This is a genomic window from Nonomuraea angiospora (genome assembly GCF_014873145.1).
GTDB classification, from domain to species: domain Bacteria; phylum Actinomycetota; class Actinomycetes; order Streptosporangiales; family Streptosporangiaceae; genus Nonomuraea; species Nonomuraea angiospora.
The window spans coordinates 2,428,351-2,445,701 of sequence record NZ_JADBEK010000001.1; the positions used below are offsets into that span (position 1 = coordinate 2,428,351).

Consider the following 17,351-nt stretch of genomic DNA (forward strand, 5'->3'; position numbering starts at 1 on the left):
ACGTACAGAAGAAGGAGCATCATGCCGCTGCTCGTCGAGCTGGCAGGCCGTACCGTAGCCGTTGAGCCGACCGGCTCCGAGCCACTTCGCAGGACGGAGGGCGGCGTCGTGCTGCCGCCCGGCCGGGTGGCCGTGCTGCACGGCCTCGGCGACGCGCTGTTCTACCGGCACGGGCAGAACTCGTGGAGCCCGTGCGGCTGGCGGCGGCTGTCCGAGCCGCCGCTGCGCATCGCCGACCCGCGCCGCCGCACCACCGCGGACGACCCCGTCTGGGACGACCCGTCCCGCCACCATTCCTCGGCCGTCGCCGCCCTCCAGGGCGGCGACGGGCGGGTCCTGCTGCTCGGCGCGCTCGGCCTCGGCACCCCGCGCCTGGCCGCCGACCGCGACACGCTCGCCGGCTGGTACGAGGACGACGGGGCGCCGTGGTTCCTCGCCTACGGCGAAGAGGAGGAGGTCTTCGGCGCCTACACCCGCGCGCTCGCCACCAGCCTCGGCAGCCGCGAGCGGCGCGCCGGGAACGTCTGGTGCAGCTGGTACGCCTACTACGAGGGCATCACCGAGGCGGGGCTCGCCGAGGACATCGCCGCGCTGAAGGGGCTGCCCTTCGACGTGCTGCAGGTCGACGACGGCTGGGAGGAGGCCGTCGGCGACTGGGAGCCGAACGCCAAGTTCCCGTCCGGGATGCGCGCGCTCGCCGGGCGGATCGCCGACGCCGGGCTGACGCCGGGGCTGTGGCTGGCGCCGTTCATCGTGCTGCCGGGCTCGCGCACCGCCCGCGAGCGGCCCGAGCTGCTGCTGCGGGACGGACGGGGCGAGCCCGTGGTCGCCGGCCACAACTGGGGCACCGGCTACTGGGCGCTGGACCTGTCCCGGGCCGACGCCCTCGACCACGTGGCGCGGCTCATCGGGAAGGTCGTGCACGAGTGGGGCTTCGGCTACCTCAAGCTCGACTTCGTCAACGCGGGCGCCGCCCCCGGCGTACGGCAGGGCGGGATCGGCCGCGAGCAGTCCTACCGGCAGGCGCTGGAGCTGATCCGGCGGACGGCGGGTGAGGAGGTGTACCTGCTGGGCAGCGGCGCGATCCTGCTGCCCTCGCTCGGCCTGCTCGACGGGCTGCGCAGCGGGCCGGACGTGGCGCCGATGTGGCAGAACCACGCCAGCGACGACCCCTCCGACGCGATGGCGCGCAACGCCGTGGTCAACACCCTGCACCGGCTCTGGCACGCGCCGCTGGCCGAGGTCGATCCGGACGTCGTCTACTTCCGCAGCCGCCTCAACCTGCTCACCGGCCGGCAGCTCGGCTGGCTGCGCGACCTGGCGAACGTGTGCGGCTTCCGCGCGGTGTCCGACCCGCCGGGGTGGCTGAGCGCGGAGGAGCTCACGGACCTGACGGCGTACCTGTCGGCCCAGCCCGCCGTCGTGCGGAAGGGCCGGTACGTGTTCGCCGTCGACGGCCGCGAGGTGGACTTCGGCCCGGCCGTCGCCCCCGGCGGGCAGTTGTATCCGATCACCTGACCACGCACTACCCTTTTGTAAAGAGCGCAGCGTTATCCAGGGGATCGGGGGCGACGGTGACGGAGCAGGTCACGACCGGGACGCTGGTCACGACCGGGACGGACGTGACCAGGATGCGGGAGCTCAACGCGCTCTCCATCGTCCGGGCGCTGCGGGGCAACCCGCCGTCCACCGTCACGGAGCTGGCCACCCGCGCCGGGCTGTCGCGGCCCGGGACGGACGTCATCGTGCAGGGCCTGGTCGCCGACGGCTGGCTCACCGTCGTCGAGCCCGACGGCAGCAGCGTCGTCGGGCGCCCCGCCCGGCGCTACCGGTTCAACGCCGGAGCGGGGCACGTGCTCGGCGTCGACGTCGGCGCGCACAAGGTGCTGGCCATGCTCGCCGACCTCGACGGCGCCGTCACGTGCACCACCCGGCTGCCGGTCGATCCCGACGCCGACCCGGCGGCGCGGCTCACCGTCGTCGACGCCGCCGTCGAGGAGTGCCTGGCCGAGTCCGGCCTGCGCCCGGAGGACATCTGGGCGATCACCGTCGGCGTGACCGGGCCGGTCGACGCCAGCGGCCGTACGACGCTGTTCACGCCGCTGCCCGGGTGGGAGACGGTGAACCCGGCCGAGCACCTGGCCGCCCGCTTCTCCTGCCCGATCCAGGTGGAGAACGACTGCAAGCTCGCCGCGCTCGCCGAGCGCTGGCAGGGGGCGGCCCGCGACGCCGACGACATCGTCTACCTGCTGGCGGGCATGCGCACCGGCGCCGGCCTGATCATCGACGGCACGCTGCGCCGCGGCTACGGCGGCGCGGCCGGCGAGATCGGCGCGCTGCGCGCCGTCCGCTGGCTCGCCGCGCCCTCCCACCTGGAGAACTGCGCCAGCCTGCCCAAGGGCATCGACACCGACGACGCGGCCGCGTGGGTGTTCAACGCCGCCCGCTCCGGGGACAAGGCGGCCAGGACCGCCGTCCGCCGCTACACCCGCGACCTCGCCGTCGGCACCGCCGCGCTGGTCCTCACCCTCGACCCGCAGGTCGTCGTCTTCGGCGGCGGCTTCTCCCGCTCCGCCGACCTCATCCTCGACCAGCTGGCCCGCGAGCTGCGCCGCACCTGCCTGCGCGTCCCGGAGATCCGCGCCTCCACCCTCGGCGACGAGAGCGTCGCGCTGGGCGCGCTGCGCCTGGCCCTCAACGAGGTGGACGCCCGCCTCTTCGGCGCGGGCCTGCTCGCGCCGGTCGCTCCGCGCGCCTGATCCCGCGCGGATTCCGAACTGCCGGCTGATTGTCCTGCACTACTACTGCACACGTCTGACTGGCCGATTGACACGGTTTGCCAGGACTACTTAAGGTCGCGTTGTCGAGGCGACGTGAAACGTTTTTATCCAGGTCAAGCGCGCCCGGCGGCAAAGCGCGGCCGCCATCTCCCCCGCCCCCGTCAACGGGAGAAAAATGCGTACCAGAAAAGCACCTAAGGGACTACGTCGTCGGTTCACCCGAATCGTCGCGGCGCTCGCCATCCTGTCGGCCGGCGCCGGGGCAGGCATCGTGCTCGGCCCGTCCGCGGCGTCCGCCGCCGCCTGCGGAGATGGCACCTTCCAGTCGCAGGTGACGGTCAGCGGCAGCACCTGGACCGCCCGCAACAGCGCCGGCGGCAGCGTCTACACCGGCACCGACTTCCGGGCCGCGGTCCAGGCCGGCATCGGCAGTCTCACGGCCGGGCGCACCTCGATCCAGCGGGTCGTGGTGCGCGGCAACGGCACGATGAGCGCCGGCAGCCGGATCTCGCTGCCGAGCTACACCTCCCTGTCGGTCTGCGGCACCATCAACGTGACCGGCTCCGGCTCCGGCGACTACGCGCCGGTCTATTCGCGCGGCACCTCGAACATCGAGGTCCCGTACCTCAACGTCACCGGCACCCCGATCTACGGCATCTTCCTGCGCAACGTCACGAACGTCTGGCTCGGCCAGATCGACATGCGGCTCGGCGCGGGCCTCGGCGTGCGCATCGACAACCGCGGCGACACCAGCCAGTGGACCCGCAACGTCCGGGTCGACAGCGTGTACGTGCAAGGAGCCAGTTCGCACGCGATGGAGACCTACGGCGTCGACGGCCTCACCGTCGGCACCGTGACAGCCCGCAACGTCGGCGAGTCCGGCCTGCTGCTCAACCAGACCATCAACGCGACGGTCGGCACCGTCGACGCCGACAACGCCGGCGCCGGCACCGGGTACGCGGCCTTCCGCATGGCCAACCGCAACGGCCGGGTCGGCAGCGCCTACCCGAACAACATCCGGGTGGGCACCGTCAAGGCGCGCGGCGGCGGCCGGGGCGTCTTCTGCGTCTCGGAGAGCGGCGGCGCCACCATCGACCGGGTCGACATCGCCAACACCGGAAACAACTCGGTCCTGGTGGAGAACTGCTACAACGTCGTCATCGCCGGAGTGTCGGGCACGATCAGCGGCGGTGGCGAGGTCCGCATCGCGGCCCGTACGGAGTTCGCTCCGTCGTCGGGCATCAGGTTCCAGAACCTGACGGTCTCCAACACCGGCATCAGGTGGAGCCCCTGCACCGGCAGCAACAACACGATCAGCAACGTGACCCGTAACAACTCGACGCTGACCTGGTGCTGACTGCTCCGCGCCGGCGGTCCGCCGCCGCGGCCGCCGGCGCGATTTCCTTCGCTCTCTGACTGGCAGGAGAGACCATGCGCAAGGTCCACTTATCGATCGTCTCTGCTCTGATGCTGTTCCTGTCCCTGTCGCTGGCCGCCCCGAACGCCGCTTCGGCCGCGTGCGGCGCCCGGCCCGGCGCGGCGGCCGCCGCCGCCGCGACGACGACCGTCTGGCTGGCCGGCGACTCGACCATGGCCAACCCCGGTGCCGCCTGCCCCGTGGGCTGGGGCACCGAGTTCGACTCGCTGTTCCACAGCAACATCGTGGTCAACAACCTCGCCGTCGCCGGGCGCAGCATCCAGACCTGGCTCTACGAGGGCAACGTGACCTCCACCATCGGCTCGAACGGCGAGTGCGTCCTCAGCTCGACCACCTACTCGTCCCGATGGCAGCAGGTGCTCACCGGCATGAAGGCCGGTGACTACCTGTTCATCCAGTTCGGCATCAACGACGGCTCGACGACCTGCCCGCGCCACGTCGGCACCGCGCGCTACCAGCAGCTGATGACGACGATGGCGCAGGCGGCGCTGGCCCGCGGCGCCCACCCGATCCTGCTCACCGCCGTCGCCGCCATCACCTGCTCGGGCGGCACCGCGGTGAAGAACCGCGGCTTCGTCAGCCAGACCTTCGCCGCCGGCGCCGCCACCGGCGCCCCCGTCATCGACCTGCAGACCCTCAGCGTCGACTACTACAACTCCCTGGGCCTGTGCCCCAACAACGGCGACTACACCTCCGGGCCGGTCGGGCAGTTCTTCTGCAACGACCACACCCACTTCGAGGCGTACGGCGCCCGGCGGATCGCCCGGCTGGTGACCGGCGCCCTGCGGACGCAGAACATCCCGCTCGCCGGATCCCTGCTGTAGGTCCCGGCCGGGTCCTTCAGGTCCACACTTCCGGAGGTGCCTCACGTCCCTTTCCGGGGCATCTCCGTGCTCTCCCGGAACGCCAGTCGATGCGGCACGCACACCTCGTGCGCCTTGTCCGTCCCGCCGCCCAGCCGCTCGGCCAGCAGGTCCACCGCCGACTGCGCGATCAGCGCCTTGTCGGGCGCCACGGTCGACAGTGTGGGCGTGGCGAACCGGCCGTCCTCGATGTCGTCGAACCCCATCACCATCACGTCGCCCGGCACCTCGTACCCCCGCGTGAGCAGCGTCCGCAGGGCGCCCAGCGCGAGCGTGTCGTTGAAGCAGAAGACCGCGTCCGGCGCGCCGGAGCCGAGCAGGCGGCTCATGGCCTCGGCGCCGTCGGCGCGCCCCCAGCGCGCGACCGGCGCGACCAGTGACGGGTCGGCGGGGAGGCCGGCCTCGGCGAGCGCCTGCTGGTAGCCCTTCAGCCGCAGGCGGCCGGTCGCGGCGGCGGCCGTGCGCTGCACGCCGATGGCGGCGATCCTGCGCCTGCCGCGCTCGGCCAGGTGCAGGGTGGCCGCCCGCGCGGCGGCCACGTTGTCGATGCCGACGTGATCGTACGGTGAGCGGCCCGTCCCGACGCGCTCCCCGAGCAGCACCATCGGCGTACGCTCGTCGCGCCCGGCCAGGTCCTTGCCCGTGAGCGCGAGCGGGCTGAACAGCAGCCCGTCGATGAGGTGGTCGCGGATCCCGGAGATCACCACGCGTTCCTTGGCCCGGTCGCCCTGGGTCTGGTCGATGAGCACGGTCCAGCCTCGCCGGTCGGCCGCCTCGATGACGTGTGTGGCCAGCTCGGCGAAGTAGGGGTTGTCCAGGTCGGGCACCGCCAGCGCGACCACGCCGGAGCGGCCCGCGCGCAGGCTGCGCGCCGACAGGTTCGGCCGGTAGGAGAGCTCGGCTATCGCCGCCTCCACCCGGGCGCGTGTCTCGCCGCTGACATGGGGATAGTCGTTGACCACGTTGGACACGGTCTTGATCGAAACCCCGGCCAGCTCGGCGACGTCCTTCAGCCTCGGCCGCACCATGCCCCCTTCGCCATCGGAACCCTACCTGGTTTACAACGATGTAACGAACTGGCGCCAGGCAATTTACAACGTTGGAACCAACGATGTAGAACGTCCGTAACCTCATGGGCAGGAGTGATCTGGCATGTCCCTCGACAACCTCTCCAGGCGGCGCGCACTGGGCCTCGGCTTCGGTGCGCTGGTCATCGGCGCCGCGGGCTGCGGCGGAGGCGGCGGCCCCAAGCAGGCGCAGGCGCCGGCCACCACGGCGGCGCCCACCGAATACACCGGCCCCTCGGTCTCGCTGTCGTTCTGGAACGGCTTCACCGGCGGCGACGGGCCGGTCATGAAGAAGCTGGTGGACCAGTTCAACGCCGAGCACCCGAACATCAAGGTGTCGATGAACGTCTACAAGTGGGAAGACTATTACGCGAAGGTCCCCGCGGCCGTCTCCGCGGGTCAAGGCCCCGACCTCGGCATCATGCACGTCGACAGCGTCGCCACCAACGCGGCCCGCCAGGTCGTCCTGCCCCTCGACGACGTGGCCAACGCGCTCGGCCTCACCGAGGCGGACTTCTCCCCGCCGGTCTGGAAGGCCGGCGTCTACAAGGGCGCGCGCTACTCGATCCCGCTCGACGTGCACCCGCTCGGCATGTTCTACAACAAGACGGTCATGAAGAAGGCCGGGCTCGACCCGGAGCAGCCGCCGAAGACCGGCGAGGAGTACATGGCGGCGCTGGAGGCGCTGAAGAAGGCGGGCATCCAGGGGCACTGGGCCACGCCGTTCCCGTTCACCGGAAGCATGCAGTTCGGGACGCTGCTCTACCAGAACGGCGGCCAGCTCTTCGCCGACGACGCCGGCGTCTCGCGCTTCGCCGAGGACCCCGGCGTGCAGGCCCTGACCTGGCTCGTCGACCTCGTCAACAAGGGCTACAGCCCCAAGAACGTCGGCCAGGACGCCGACTTCATCGCCCTGCAGAACGGCAAGGCCGCCTTCAACTGGAACGGCATCTGGTCCATCAACACGCTCAAGGAGATCAAGGACCTGGAGTGGGGCGTCGCTCCGCTCCCGCAGATCGGGTCGAAGCCGGCGGCGTGGGCGGGCTCGCACCAGTTCGTGGTGTTCAAGCAGCGCACGCCCGACCAGAACAAGCTGACCGCGGCCAAGGTGTTCATCAACTGGATCAGCGGCCACTCGCTGGAGTGGGCCAAGGGCGGCCAGGTGCCGGCGCGCAAGTCGATCCGCGAGGGCGCGGAGTTCGCGGCGCTGAAGGAACAGGCCACGATCGGCACCCAGATCGACTACCTGTACTTCCTGCCGTCGGTGGCGGGCATCGGGGACGCCTCCGCGGTCGTCGACCAGGCGATCAACGCGGCGATCCTGCTCAAGAAGAGCCCCAAGGACGCGCTCACGGAGGCCGCCGCCAAGGCCGACAAGATCCTTGAGGCCAACCGGAAGAAGTACGGCGCCTGATGGTCGCGATCTCGGCGAAGGCGAAAGCGAAGGCGAAGGCGGCGGCGGAGGGGCCGCCGGGGCGGGACGTGCGCGTTCCCCGCTCGGGCAAGGCGACGCCGTACCTGTTCCTGGCGCCGTACCTGATCTTGTTCTCCGTGTTCGTGCTGGCCCCGGCCCTGTTCGGGATCTGGGTGAGCCTGCACGACTGGGACTACATGCTCGAGGGCAAGCCGTTCGTCGGCCTGGACAACTACACGGCGCTCTTCGACGACCAGTCGCCCGTCTACGGCGACTTCTGGATGTCGATGCGGGCGACCGGCATCTTCACCGTGTTCAGCGTGCCGTTCCTGGTCGTGCTGCCGCTCGGGGTGGCGCTGCTGCTCAACCGGCCCTTCCGGGGCAGGACGCTGTTCCGGGGGCTGTTCTTCGCGCCGTTCGTGCTGGGCGTGGCGGTGGTGTGCCTGATGTGGCGGCTGCTGCTCGACCCGAACCTCGGCCTGGTCGACTGGATACTCGGCACGCCGATCCCCTGGACCACCGCGACGCCGTGGGCCTGGATCGCGCTGGTCGGGGTGACGGTCTGGTGGACGCTCGGGTTCAACGCGGTGATCTACCTGGCCGGGATGCAGGACATCCCGCGCGAGCTGTACGACGCGGCGAAGGTGGACGGCGCGGGGCGATGGGGCGAGTTCGTCCACGTCACGCTGCCGGGGCTGCGGCCCGTCGCGCTCTTCGTGGTGACGACGACGATCCTGGCCTCGGCGAACATGTTCGGGCAGTCGTACCTGCTGACCCAGGGGGCGCCGGGCGGGGAGACGCGGACCGCGATCATGTACCTGCTCCAGCAGGGGCTCAGGGAGTACAAGATGGGCAGCGCCTCGGCCATGAGCTACCTGCTCACGCTGCTGCTGATCCTGGTCAGCGTGGTCAACTTCCGGCTGTTCAGGAGCCGGCCATGAAGCGCTACACGGGCCTGCTGGCCCTCGCCGTGGTGTTCGTCGGGCCGCTGGTGTGGGCCTTGGGCGTGTCGTTCAAGACGCAGACCGAGGCCACCCGGGTGCCGCCCACGCTGCTGCCCGCCGAGCCGACGACGTCCGCTTACGGGACGGTGTTCCAGGGCACCACGGACACGCCGGTGCTGCGCTGGTTCGCCAACAGTCTCATCGCCGCCACGGGGCACATGCTGCTGGTGCTCGCGGTGGCGTCGCTGGCCGCGTACGCGCTGGCCAGGCTGGAGTTCCGCGGGAAGAAGCTGATGTTCGGGATGATCGTCGGCACGCTGCTGGTGCCGGGGTTCGTCTTCCTCATCCCGCAGTTCCTGATCGTCGACCGGCTCGGCTGGCTGGACAGCCTGACGGCGCTCATCGTGCCGGGGGCGGCGGGCGCGTTCGGGGTGTTCTTCCTGCGGCAGTTCTTCCTCGGGCTGCCGCGCGAGCTGGACGAGGCCGCGCTCATGGAGGGCGCCAACCACTGGCACATCTTCTGGCGGATCACGCTGCCGCTGTCGCGGCCCGCGCTGGCGACGCTGGCCGTGCTGAGCTTCCTGTCCAACTGGAACGACTTCATCTGGCCGATCTACGTGATCTTCAGTCCCGAGTACTTCACGCTGCCGCCGGGCCTGTCGATCCTGCAGGGGGCGTACACGATCCACTATCCGGTGATCATGGCCGGCGCGGTGCTGGCCAGCATCCCCGTCCTGATCCTCTTCAGTCTGACCCAGCGGTACGTCATCGAAGGCATCTCTCGCAGCGGCCTGAAAGGCTGACCCATGCACCTGGCTGTCATCGCCACGCTCATCCTCTCCCTCTTCACCAATCCGGTGTCCGGCTCCTTCTCCGACACGTTCGCCGACCCGTCGGTGATCCGCGGACAGGACGGCTACTGGTACTCCTACGGCACGTCGGACCCGCTGCGCGAGGGCGAGAAGGTCCTGCACAGGCTGCCGATCGCCCGCTCCGCCGACCTGGTCAACTGGACGTACGTGGGCGACGCGTTCGGGCCGGACAACCTGCCGTCGTACGCGGCGCCGGGCAGTCTGTTCTGGGCGCCGGACATCCGTTACCTCGACGGCCGGTACGTCATGTACTTCACCGTCACCGACACCGCCACCACGCCCGCCAACTGGGACTACTCGATCGGGGCCGCCACGGCGCCCACGCCGACCGGGCCGTGGACGCACATCGACGCCCCGGTCGTCGCCCCGCGCCCCTCGGGCGGCTCGTACTGGAACACGATCGACCCCTCCCAGTTCACGGACGTGGACGGACGCAAGTACCTGTACTTCGGCGGGTTCTTCGGCGGCCTGTGGGTGACCGAGCTGTCCGCCGACGGGCTGCGCGCCGTCGGGCAGCCGCAGCAGGTCGCGATCGACAACAAGTTCGAGGGCGCGTACGTGGTGCGCCACAACGGCTACTACTACCTGCTCGGCTCCTCGGCGAACTGCTGCGCCGGGCCGACCACCGGCTACTCGGTGCTGGCCGGGCGCTCGACCAGCCCGCGCGGGCCGTTCACCGACCGCGAGGGCGTGCCGCTGCTGGCCTCACGCGCCGGCGGCACCCCCGTCCTGGACCAGAACGGCAACCGCTTCATCGGCACCGGCCACCACGCCCAGCTCACCGACCTTTCCGGTCAGGACTGGATGCTCTACCACGCCATCGACCGCAACGACCCGTTCCTGGACGAGCCGTACGGGATCAACGAGCGGCCCATGCTGCTGGACCGGCTGGACTGGATCGACGGCTGGCCGGCCGTGCGTGCCGGGGCCGGGCCGTCCGAGCGGTCGCGGGAGACGCCGGTGACCCGCGGGGTCGTGGACGACCGGTTCGCGGGCGATCTGTCGGGCTGGCGGAACCCAGCCGGCTGGACCGTGCAGGATGGACATGTCCGCGGCCAGGGCACGCTGATCAGCCGCAGGTCGCTCGGCGGGGACGTCCGCGTCGAGACCGACCTCAAGACGGACAGGTCCGCCGGAATCCGCATCGGCGGCACGACCGCGGTCGTCTCGCGCGACGGGCTGACGCTCACCTCGGGCGGCACGTCCCGTACGGTGGCGCTGCCCGGAGGGGCCGCGACCTGGCACAACCTGGCCGTCACCGTCAAGGGACGGACGATCACCGCCGAGGTGACCGAGGCCCGGCTCCGTGACCCGCAGGCGAGCGTCACCGTCACGGGCAGCGCGCACGGCCCGATCGGGCTGGTCTCCGACGGGGGCGCCGACTTCGACAACGTCTCCGCCGCCCCGCTGTTCAAGGCCGTCACCAAGGCGGCGCCGACGCCGCGTACGGGCAGGCTGCTGGACGCCGACGAGTTCGACGGGCCGCCCGACTCCCGCTGGACCTGGGTGCGGCAGGACGCCGCGGCCAAGGTCGAGGAGGGCGTGCTGCGCTGGCCAGTCCAGGGCGCCGACCTGGTGGGGACCGGCAACAAGGCATCGGTGCTGCTGCGCGAGGCCCCCGAGGGCGACTACGTCGTGGAGACCAAGGTCACGCTCGACCTGGGCGAGGACTCCGTGCGCAACTACCAGCAGGCCGGGCTGGTCGCCTACGCCTCCGACGACGACTTCGCCCGCCTGTCCCAGGTCGCCATCTGGAACACCCGCCAGGTCGAGTACGGCCGCGAGCTGGCCTTCGCCGGTCGCCTGTCCTACGGCGGCAACATCGTCGGCCCGCCCGCCAGGACCACCTGGCTGCGGCTGGCGCACCACGTGGACCCGGTCAACGGGGAGCACGAGTTCCGCGCCGGGTCCAGCCGCGACGGCAAGACCTGGACCTGGGGCGGCGTGTGGACCTTCCCCAAGGACACGGCCGTGCGCATCGGCCTGGTCGCCCACGGAGGGGCCCAGCCCGCCGTCAACGCCGACTTCGACTACGTACACGTCTACCGAGGAGCCTGACCTGTGCCGCAAGCACACCTGACCCTTGACCCCGCTTTCCGCGTCGCCCCCGTCAACCGGCGCCTGTTCGGCTCGTTCGTCGAGCACATGGGCCGGTGCGTCTACACCGGCATCTACGAACCGGGTCACCCTGCCGCCGACGACAACGGCTTCCGCACCGACGTGCTGGAGCTGACCCGCGAGATGGGCGTGAGCGTGGTCCGCTACCCGGGAGGCAACTTCGTCTCCGGCTACCGCTGGGAGGACGGCGTCGGCCCCGACCGGCCCACCCGGCTGGACCTGGCCTGGCGGCAGATCGAGACGAACGCGTTCGGGCTCAACGAGTTCATGACCTGGACCCGGGCCGCCGGGGTGGAGCCGATGATGGCCGTCAACCTCGGCACCCGGGGCCTCCAGGAGGCCTGTGACCTGCTCGAATACGCCAACCACCCCTCGGGTACGCAGTGGTCGGACCTGCGGGTCAAACACGGGGCGACCGACCCGTACGGGATCAGGCTCTGGTGTCTCGGCAACGAGATGGACGGACCCTGGCAGATCGGCCACAAGACCGCGCACGAGTACGGACGGCTCGCCAACGAGACCGCCAAGGCCATGCGGCTCGTCGACCCCGGCATCGAGCTGGTGCTGTGCGGCAGCTCCAACAGCGGGATGCCGACGTTCGGCGCGTGGGAGGCCACCGTGCTCGAACACGCCTACGACGCGGTCGACTACCTGTCGCTGCACAACTACTACGAGGAGAACGGCGACCTGCCCGGCTTCCTCTGCAGCGCCGTGGACATGGACCGCTACATCTCGGCCATCGTGGCCACGGCCGACCACATCGGGGCGAAGCTCCGGCGCAAGAAGAAGATCAACCTGTCCTTCGACGAGTGGAACGTCTGGAACCAGAGCCGGTTCACCGGGCGCGAGCGCTCGCCGTTCCAGGAGGCGCCGGAGCTGATCGAGGACACCTTCACCGCCGCCGACGCCGTGGTGGTGGGGGACTTCCTGATCACCCTGCTGCGGCACGCCGACCGGGTGAGCATCGCCTGCCAGGCGCAGCTCGCCAACATCATCGCGCCGATCAGGACCGAGCCCGGCGGCCCCGCCTGGCGTCAGACGATCTTCCACCCGTTCGCGCTGACGGCCCGGCACGCGCGCGGCACCGTGCTGCGGGTGGAGCCGTCCGGGCCGCTCCTGGAGACCGAACGGTACGGCGAGGCGCCCGCGCTGTCGGCGGTGGCCACCATCGACGGGTCCCAGGTGGCGCTGTTCGCCGTCAACCGGTCACCCGACCAGGACCTCGACCTCACCGCCCGGCTGCTGGCGGCGGTCAGGCCGCTGTCGGCCTCGGTGATCGCCGCCGGGGACGACCCGCACCGGGTGGAGGCCCTTCCGCAGCCGCTGACCGTACAGGCTGACGGCGACCGGCTGACGGCGCGGCTGCCCGCCGCCTCGTGGACGATGATCCTTGCCGAATGCGAAAGTCTGCGCGACCAGCAATAGTTCGCAGACCGGGCTACGCGTGAACAGGAAGCCCGGGACGCTCCGTGGGGGCCGCGCTCCAGCTCGCGCTGGAACGCGGCCCACGCTCCGGGCTTGACCTTGCCCCTGGGGCAAGGTCCGACGATACTTCACATGAACGACAACGCACTGCACACCGTCGAAGCCCGGATCCGCGAGCAGGCCGCCGCCTACTGCGAGGCCAACCACGTCCCCGGGTTCGTCGCCGGCGTCCACCACGCCGGCGAGCAGATCATCGTCGCCCACGGCACGGCGAACGTCGCCACCGGCGCACCGATGCGCGAAGACACCGGATTCCTCTTCGGCTCCGTCACCAAGGTCCTGACCACCACGCTGGTCCTGCGGCAGGTCGACCGTGGGCTGCTGGACCTCGACGCCCAGGTGGTGAAGTACCTTCCCGAATTCGCCCTGGCCGTTCCGGGCACGGCGGACAAGATCCTGGTCCGGCACCTGCTCTCCCACACCAACGGCATCGACGCGGACCTGTTCTTCCCCGACGCCAAGGGCCGCGACGCCCTGAAGACCTACGTCACCGGCCTCGCGAGCGACTGCGGCACCCTGTTCGAACCCGGCGAGCAGCTCAGCTACTCCAACGGCGGCATGATCGTCGCGGGCCGCCTGCTGGAAGCGGTGACCGGCGTGCCCTTCCCCGACCTGCTCGAGCGCGAGATCTACGCACCCGTCGGCATGAAGGACTCCAGCACCTCGGCCGAGCAGGCCATCCTGCGCAGCACCGCCGTCGGCCACTTCCTGGACCCCGAGACCATGGCGGCGAAGCCCACGGGCATGTTCACGCTGCCTGACACCTGGGGGCCGGCCGGCGGCACGCCGATCGGGACCGTCGCCGATCTGCTCGCCTTCGGACGCACCCACCTCGCGGGCGGTGTGTCCCCATCCGGGGCACACGTCCTGTCGGCCGAGTCGACCGCGCTGATGCAGCAGGTCTCGCACGACATGGCGACCCCGAACGTCCCGCCGATGGGCCTGGGTTGGGTGCGGTACCCGTTCGGCGACACGACCGTGCTCGCCATGTCGGGCGCGTCGCCCGGTGGCGTGTCCATCCTGTGCGTCGTGCCCGAACACGACCTGGTCTTCACCGCCTTCGGCAACGCCTCGGGGGCGATCATGCTGCAGGACCAGATCCTGCAGCAGCTCCTGAGCGAGCATCTCGGCGTCCGGATCCCGGCTCTGGTCACCGAGGCGGAGCAGGACGTCGACCTCACCCCGTACGTGGGCACCTACCGCTCCGATCAGCTCCGCATCGACGTCAGCATCGTCGATGGTCAGCTCGAGGAGCGGACGACGTACGAACCGGCGGACGAATCACAGAAGCGGATCTTCACCGAGTTCGCCGGCGGCATGACCTCCGCCCCGCCTCAGCGCTACGTACCGATCCGGCCCGGCCTTTTCGCGCCCGCCGGATACCCGCTGGAGACGTTCGACGGATACCTGCGACTGCTGCTCGTCTCCTACCACGACGTCCGCGACGGCCAGGCGCGCTTCCGCAACGGGGGCGGCCGCCTGACTCGACGGGCCTGATCGTCCCGGCTGACCCGCCGGCTGGAAGGATGTCCCCTATGATCACGATTGGCCAGCTCGCGGACTACGCCGGAGTGACCACCAAGGCCATCCGCCACTATCACGAGCGCGGTCTGCTCCCCGAGCCCGACCGCGATTCGTCCGGCTACCGGCGCTACACCGCCAAGGACGCCATCGACCTCGTCAAGATCAGGACGCTGGCCAACGCGGGCGTGCCGCTGGCCCGCATCAAAGACGTTCTCGACGCCGGCCCCGACGCGCTCACGGCGGCCATCGCCGAGATCGACCACAACCTCCAGGACCGCATCGAGCAGCTGCGGCGAACCCGCGATCAACTCGCCCAGCTGCACGGCGGCGACCGGCTCTTCGTCACCCCTGAAGTCGCCGACCATCTCGACGAGTTGCGCGAACTCGGCGTCAGCGAGCGCCAGATACACCTGGAACGCGACGGCTGGATCCTCATGCAGACAGCCTCACCCGAAGACGTCCGCGTGTGGATCGCCGAAAGGCGCGAGCTCATGACCGATCCCGAGTTCCGCGCCCTCTATCTCGAGCATGACGCCGCCTACGACTGGTCGCCGGGCGATCCCCGCCTCCCCGCCCTCGCGGAGCGTACCCGGGACTGGTTCACCAGGCACCACAGCCGGTCCGAGACCCGCCCCGTCCACAACCCGACCATCGCGCGACTGGCCGCGCAGTCCCAGCCCGGAGCCTCATCCCCCGCTTGGGACCGGCTGGGGCAGCTGATGAAGGACTAGCCGCGGGTCTCATGAGACGCGGAACCTCATCCGCCGGTGGGCGTCGAACAGCTGCACCAGCTCCACGCCCGGGTCCCAGCGGTCCCAGTCCTCGACGAACGCCCGAGCCTGCCGCTCGTCCTCCGGGTGGGTGACGTTGACGGCCACCACCCGGTCGCCCAGCGACAGCGCCGCCGACAACGCGTCGCGGGTCAGCCGGGTGACCGCGTGCACCGGCACCACCACCAGCGAACGGCGTGGCCGCGGCGGCGACGGCGTCCTGCCCAGCTCCAGCCGGGCGCCGATCCGCGCGTACGAGCGGTGGACCCACTCCATGCCGGCCACCATCAGCGGCAGCGCCACCACGATCAACCAGCCGCCCTCGCCGAACTTCGAGCCCGTCACCACGATCGCGGCCACGAAGGTCAGCAGCGCGCCGAACCCGTTCAGCCCGGCCCGCCACCGCCACCCGGCGGGGCGCTCGCCCACCCAGTGCCGGACCATGCCGGCCTGCGACAGAGTGAACCCGACGAACACCCCGATCGCGAACAGCGGCACCAGCAGGTTCATCTCGCCGCCCGCCACGATCAGCAGCAGGGCGCTGGTGACGGCCAGGAACGCGATGCCGTAGCGGTGCACCTGCCGGTCGGCCCGCAGGGCGAAGAAGTGGGGCAGGTTGTTGTCGCGGGCCAGCAGCTCGGCCAGCACCGGCAGGCCGCCGAAGGAGGTGTTCGCGGCCAGCGCCAGCAGCGCCACGGTGGCGAACTGCACCACGTAGAACAGCGGCCCCGTCCCCAAGCGAGGCCCGCGTGACCTGGGCGAGCACGGTCACCCCGTCGGCCGGGGCGACGGCGAACTTCTCGATCAGCGCGGCGATGCCCAGCAGCATGACCGCCAGCAGGGCGCCCAGGGCGACCTCGGCCCGCTGTGCCCGCCGTACCCGCGGCTTCCTGAAGGAGGGCACGGCGTTGGCGATGGCCTCCACGCCGGTCAGCGACGCGCAGCCGTTCGCGAACGCCTTCAGCAACAGCAGCACCCCCACCGTGTGCAGGCCGCTCACCTGGTGGGAGACGTCCACGGCGGGTTCGCGGCGGATGAGCCCGGCCACGACGACGAGCAGGATCGCGCCCACGTAGATCACGGTCGGGGCGATGAACGCGCGGGCGCTGCGCGCGATCCCGCGCAGGTTGACCGCCGTCACCAGCGCCAGCACGGCCAGGCAGAGCCACACCGTGTACGGCACCTTCTATGAACCGCTCGGATGTGTAGTGGCTGGTCAACGGCGTGTCTACCAGTCAGGCGAAGGATCGGCCGACTGGCCGTATCTGAAGCCGTAGACGCCGGTTGAATACCCTCCGGTGCCGCCTGCTGTGGCGTTGAAGCTTGGCCGGAGTTCGGCCGAGGTAACCGCTCCACGGGCTGCGGGGCGAGTCCCTGGGCGGTGGAGTCGTGGAGTATGTCCCAGAGTGATCAGGTGACGGATCGCGCCACCAGTGCGATGGCCTCTCTCATGGCATTCCGTACCTCGGCGGGTCCGTCGCCGCGCTGCAGCGCTGTCACGGCGGACGCGCTGACCGCGCCCACCATCGCGCCGACCAGGGCGGAGGCTGTGATCGCGTCGAGTCTGTCGGGGAATGCCCGCAGCAGCGCCTGGGCCAGTTCGGCCTGCGCGGTGAGGTAACGCTGCAGCAGCCGGGCCTGCAGCGCCGGCACCGAGGCCGCCAGCCGTGTCCGAAGCGCTGCCAGTCCGCTAGAGAGGTCGCTGTCCCAGGCGTTGGCGATCATCTGGTCCATTGCCCGCACCAGCAACTCGGGCAGCCGTTCCTCGGCGCGGCGCTCGGCGATTGTCTGCAGCGCCAGGTCGACGCGCAGGTCGGCGTCGGCCAGGAGCACGTCCTCCTTGGCCTGGAAGTGGAGGAAGAAGGTGCGGGGGGACACCTCCGCGGCGTCTGCGATCTCAGCCACGGTCACGTGGTCGTAGCCCTTGTTCTCGAACAGGCGAACCGCCGCCTCGATCAGTGCCTGCCGGGTGCGCTGCTTCTTGCGCTCCCGCAGTCCGAGTTTCTCCACCATGCGGGGCAGTTTATTGCATCTTCCGAATTGATGCATACTATGAATTGCTACATAGACTGTAGT

General features: G+C 70.6%; 14 protein-coding genes and 1 pseudogene. 11 read left to right on the top strand and 4 right to left on the bottom strand.

The window, feature by feature from the left end:
* Positions 1-21 precede the first annotated feature (21 nt).
* From H4W80_RS11100 to H4W80_RS11115, 4 genes are all read left to right on the top strand, one after another.
* Positions 22-1,518, top strand: coding sequence for a glycoside hydrolase family 36 protein (locus tag H4W80_RS11100; protein WP_192785015.1), 1,497 nt, complete (start codon positions 22-24; stop codon positions 1,516-1,518).
* A gap of 56 nt (positions 1,519-1,574) precedes the next feature.
* Entirely contained in the window at positions 1,575-2,759 is a 1,185-nt protein-coding gene (locus tag H4W80_RS11105; protein ID WP_318786809.1) for an ROK family transcriptional regulator, read from the top strand.
* Between the two features lie 196 nt (positions 2,760-2,955).
* Entirely contained in the window at positions 2,956-4,137 is a 1,182-nt protein-coding gene (locus H4W80_RS11110; RefSeq protein ID WP_192785016.1) for a hypothetical protein, read from the top strand.
* Between the two features lie 74 nt (positions 4,138-4,211).
* On the top strand, positions 4,212-5,042 hold the full coding sequence (locus H4W80_RS11115) for an SGNH/GDSL hydrolase family protein (RefSeq protein ID WP_192785017.1): 831 nt from the start codon (positions 4,212-4,214) through the stop codon (positions 5,040-5,042).
* A gap of 41 nt (positions 5,043-5,083) precedes the next feature.
* Here the strand turns inward: H4W80_RS11115 and H4W80_RS11120 are convergent, their stop codons facing one another.
* Positions 5,084-6,109, bottom strand: a complete 1,026-nt coding sequence (locus H4W80_RS11120; RefSeq protein WP_225963361.1) for a LacI family DNA-binding transcriptional regulator — start codon at positions 6,107-6,109, stop codon at positions 5,084-5,086.
* 124 nt (positions 6,110-6,233) lie between these two features.
* Here H4W80_RS11120 and H4W80_RS11125 point away from each other — a divergent pair, with 124 nt between their 5' ends.
* The 7 genes from H4W80_RS11125 (at position 6,234) to H4W80_RS11155 (ending at position 15,236) form a co-directional block, all read left to right on the top strand.
* Positions 6,234-7,562 (top strand): ABC transporter substrate-binding protein, encoded by a 1,329-nt coding sequence (locus tag H4W80_RS11125; protein ID WP_192785018.1) that lies wholly within the window; start codon positions 6,234-6,236, stop codon positions 7,560-7,562.
* Complete coding sequence (locus tag H4W80_RS11130) at positions 7,562-8,503, top strand: carbohydrate ABC transporter permease (RefSeq protein ID WP_192785019.1); 942 nt, start codon at positions 7,562-7,564, stop codon at positions 8,501-8,503. The genes H4W80_RS11125 and H4W80_RS11130 overlap by 1 nt, the downstream gene beginning before the upstream one ends.
* A complete protein-coding gene (locus H4W80_RS11135) occupies positions 8,500-9,309 on the top strand; it encodes a carbohydrate ABC transporter permease (RefSeq protein ID WP_192785020.1) in 810 nt (269 codons plus the stop codon). The genes H4W80_RS11130 and H4W80_RS11135 overlap by 4 nt, the downstream gene beginning before the upstream one ends.
* Before the next feature lie 3 nt (positions 9,310-9,312).
* A complete protein-coding gene (locus tag H4W80_RS11140) occupies positions 9,313-11,436 on the top strand; it encodes a glycoside hydrolase family 43 protein (protein WP_192785021.1) in 2,124 nt (707 codons plus the stop codon).
* 3 nt (positions 11,437-11,439) lie between these two features.
* A complete protein-coding gene (gene arfA, locus H4W80_RS11145) occupies positions 11,440-12,921 on the top strand; it encodes an arabinosylfuranosidase ArfA (RefSeq protein ID WP_192785022.1) in 1,482 nt (493 codons plus the stop codon).
* 132 nt (positions 12,922-13,053) lie between these two features.
* Positions 13,054-14,478, top strand: a complete 1,425-nt coding sequence (locus tag H4W80_RS11150; protein WP_192785023.1) for a serine hydrolase domain-containing protein — start codon at positions 13,054-13,056, stop codon at positions 14,476-14,478.
* 38 nt (positions 14,479-14,516) lie between these two features.
* The gene (locus H4W80_RS11155; protein WP_192785024.1) at positions 14,517-15,236 is read left to right on the top strand and encodes a MerR family transcriptional regulator; all 720 of its coding nucleotides are present in this window, start codon (positions 14,517-14,519) and stop codon (positions 15,234-15,236) included.
* Between the two features lie 9 nt (positions 15,237-15,245).
* Here H4W80_RS11155 and H4W80_RS62620 read toward each other — a convergent pair whose 3' ends face one another.
* The 3 genes and pseudogenes from H4W80_RS62620 to H4W80_RS11165 all read right to left on the bottom strand — a co-directional run bounded on the left by H4W80_RS62620 (position 15,246) and on the right by H4W80_RS11165 (position 17,288).
* Positions 15,246-16,013: an amino acid permease gene (locus H4W80_RS62620; RefSeq protein WP_264085977.1), complete on the bottom strand. Its 768-nt coding sequence runs from the start codon at positions 16,011-16,013 to the stop codon at positions 15,246-15,248.
* A 73-nt stretch (positions 16,014-16,086) separates the two neighbouring features.
* Positions 16,087-16,458: pseudogene (locus H4W80_RS63525) on the bottom strand (amino acid permease); the annotation flags it as partial.
* A gap of 227 nt (positions 16,459-16,685) precedes the next feature.
* Positions 16,686-17,288 carry a TetR/AcrR family transcriptional regulator gene (locus H4W80_RS11165; protein WP_192785025.1) on the bottom strand — a complete coding sequence of 201 codons (603 nt, stop codon included), beginning with the start codon at positions 17,286-17,288 and terminating at the stop codon, positions 16,686-16,688.
* Between the last annotated feature and the right edge of the window lie 63 nt (positions 17,289-17,351).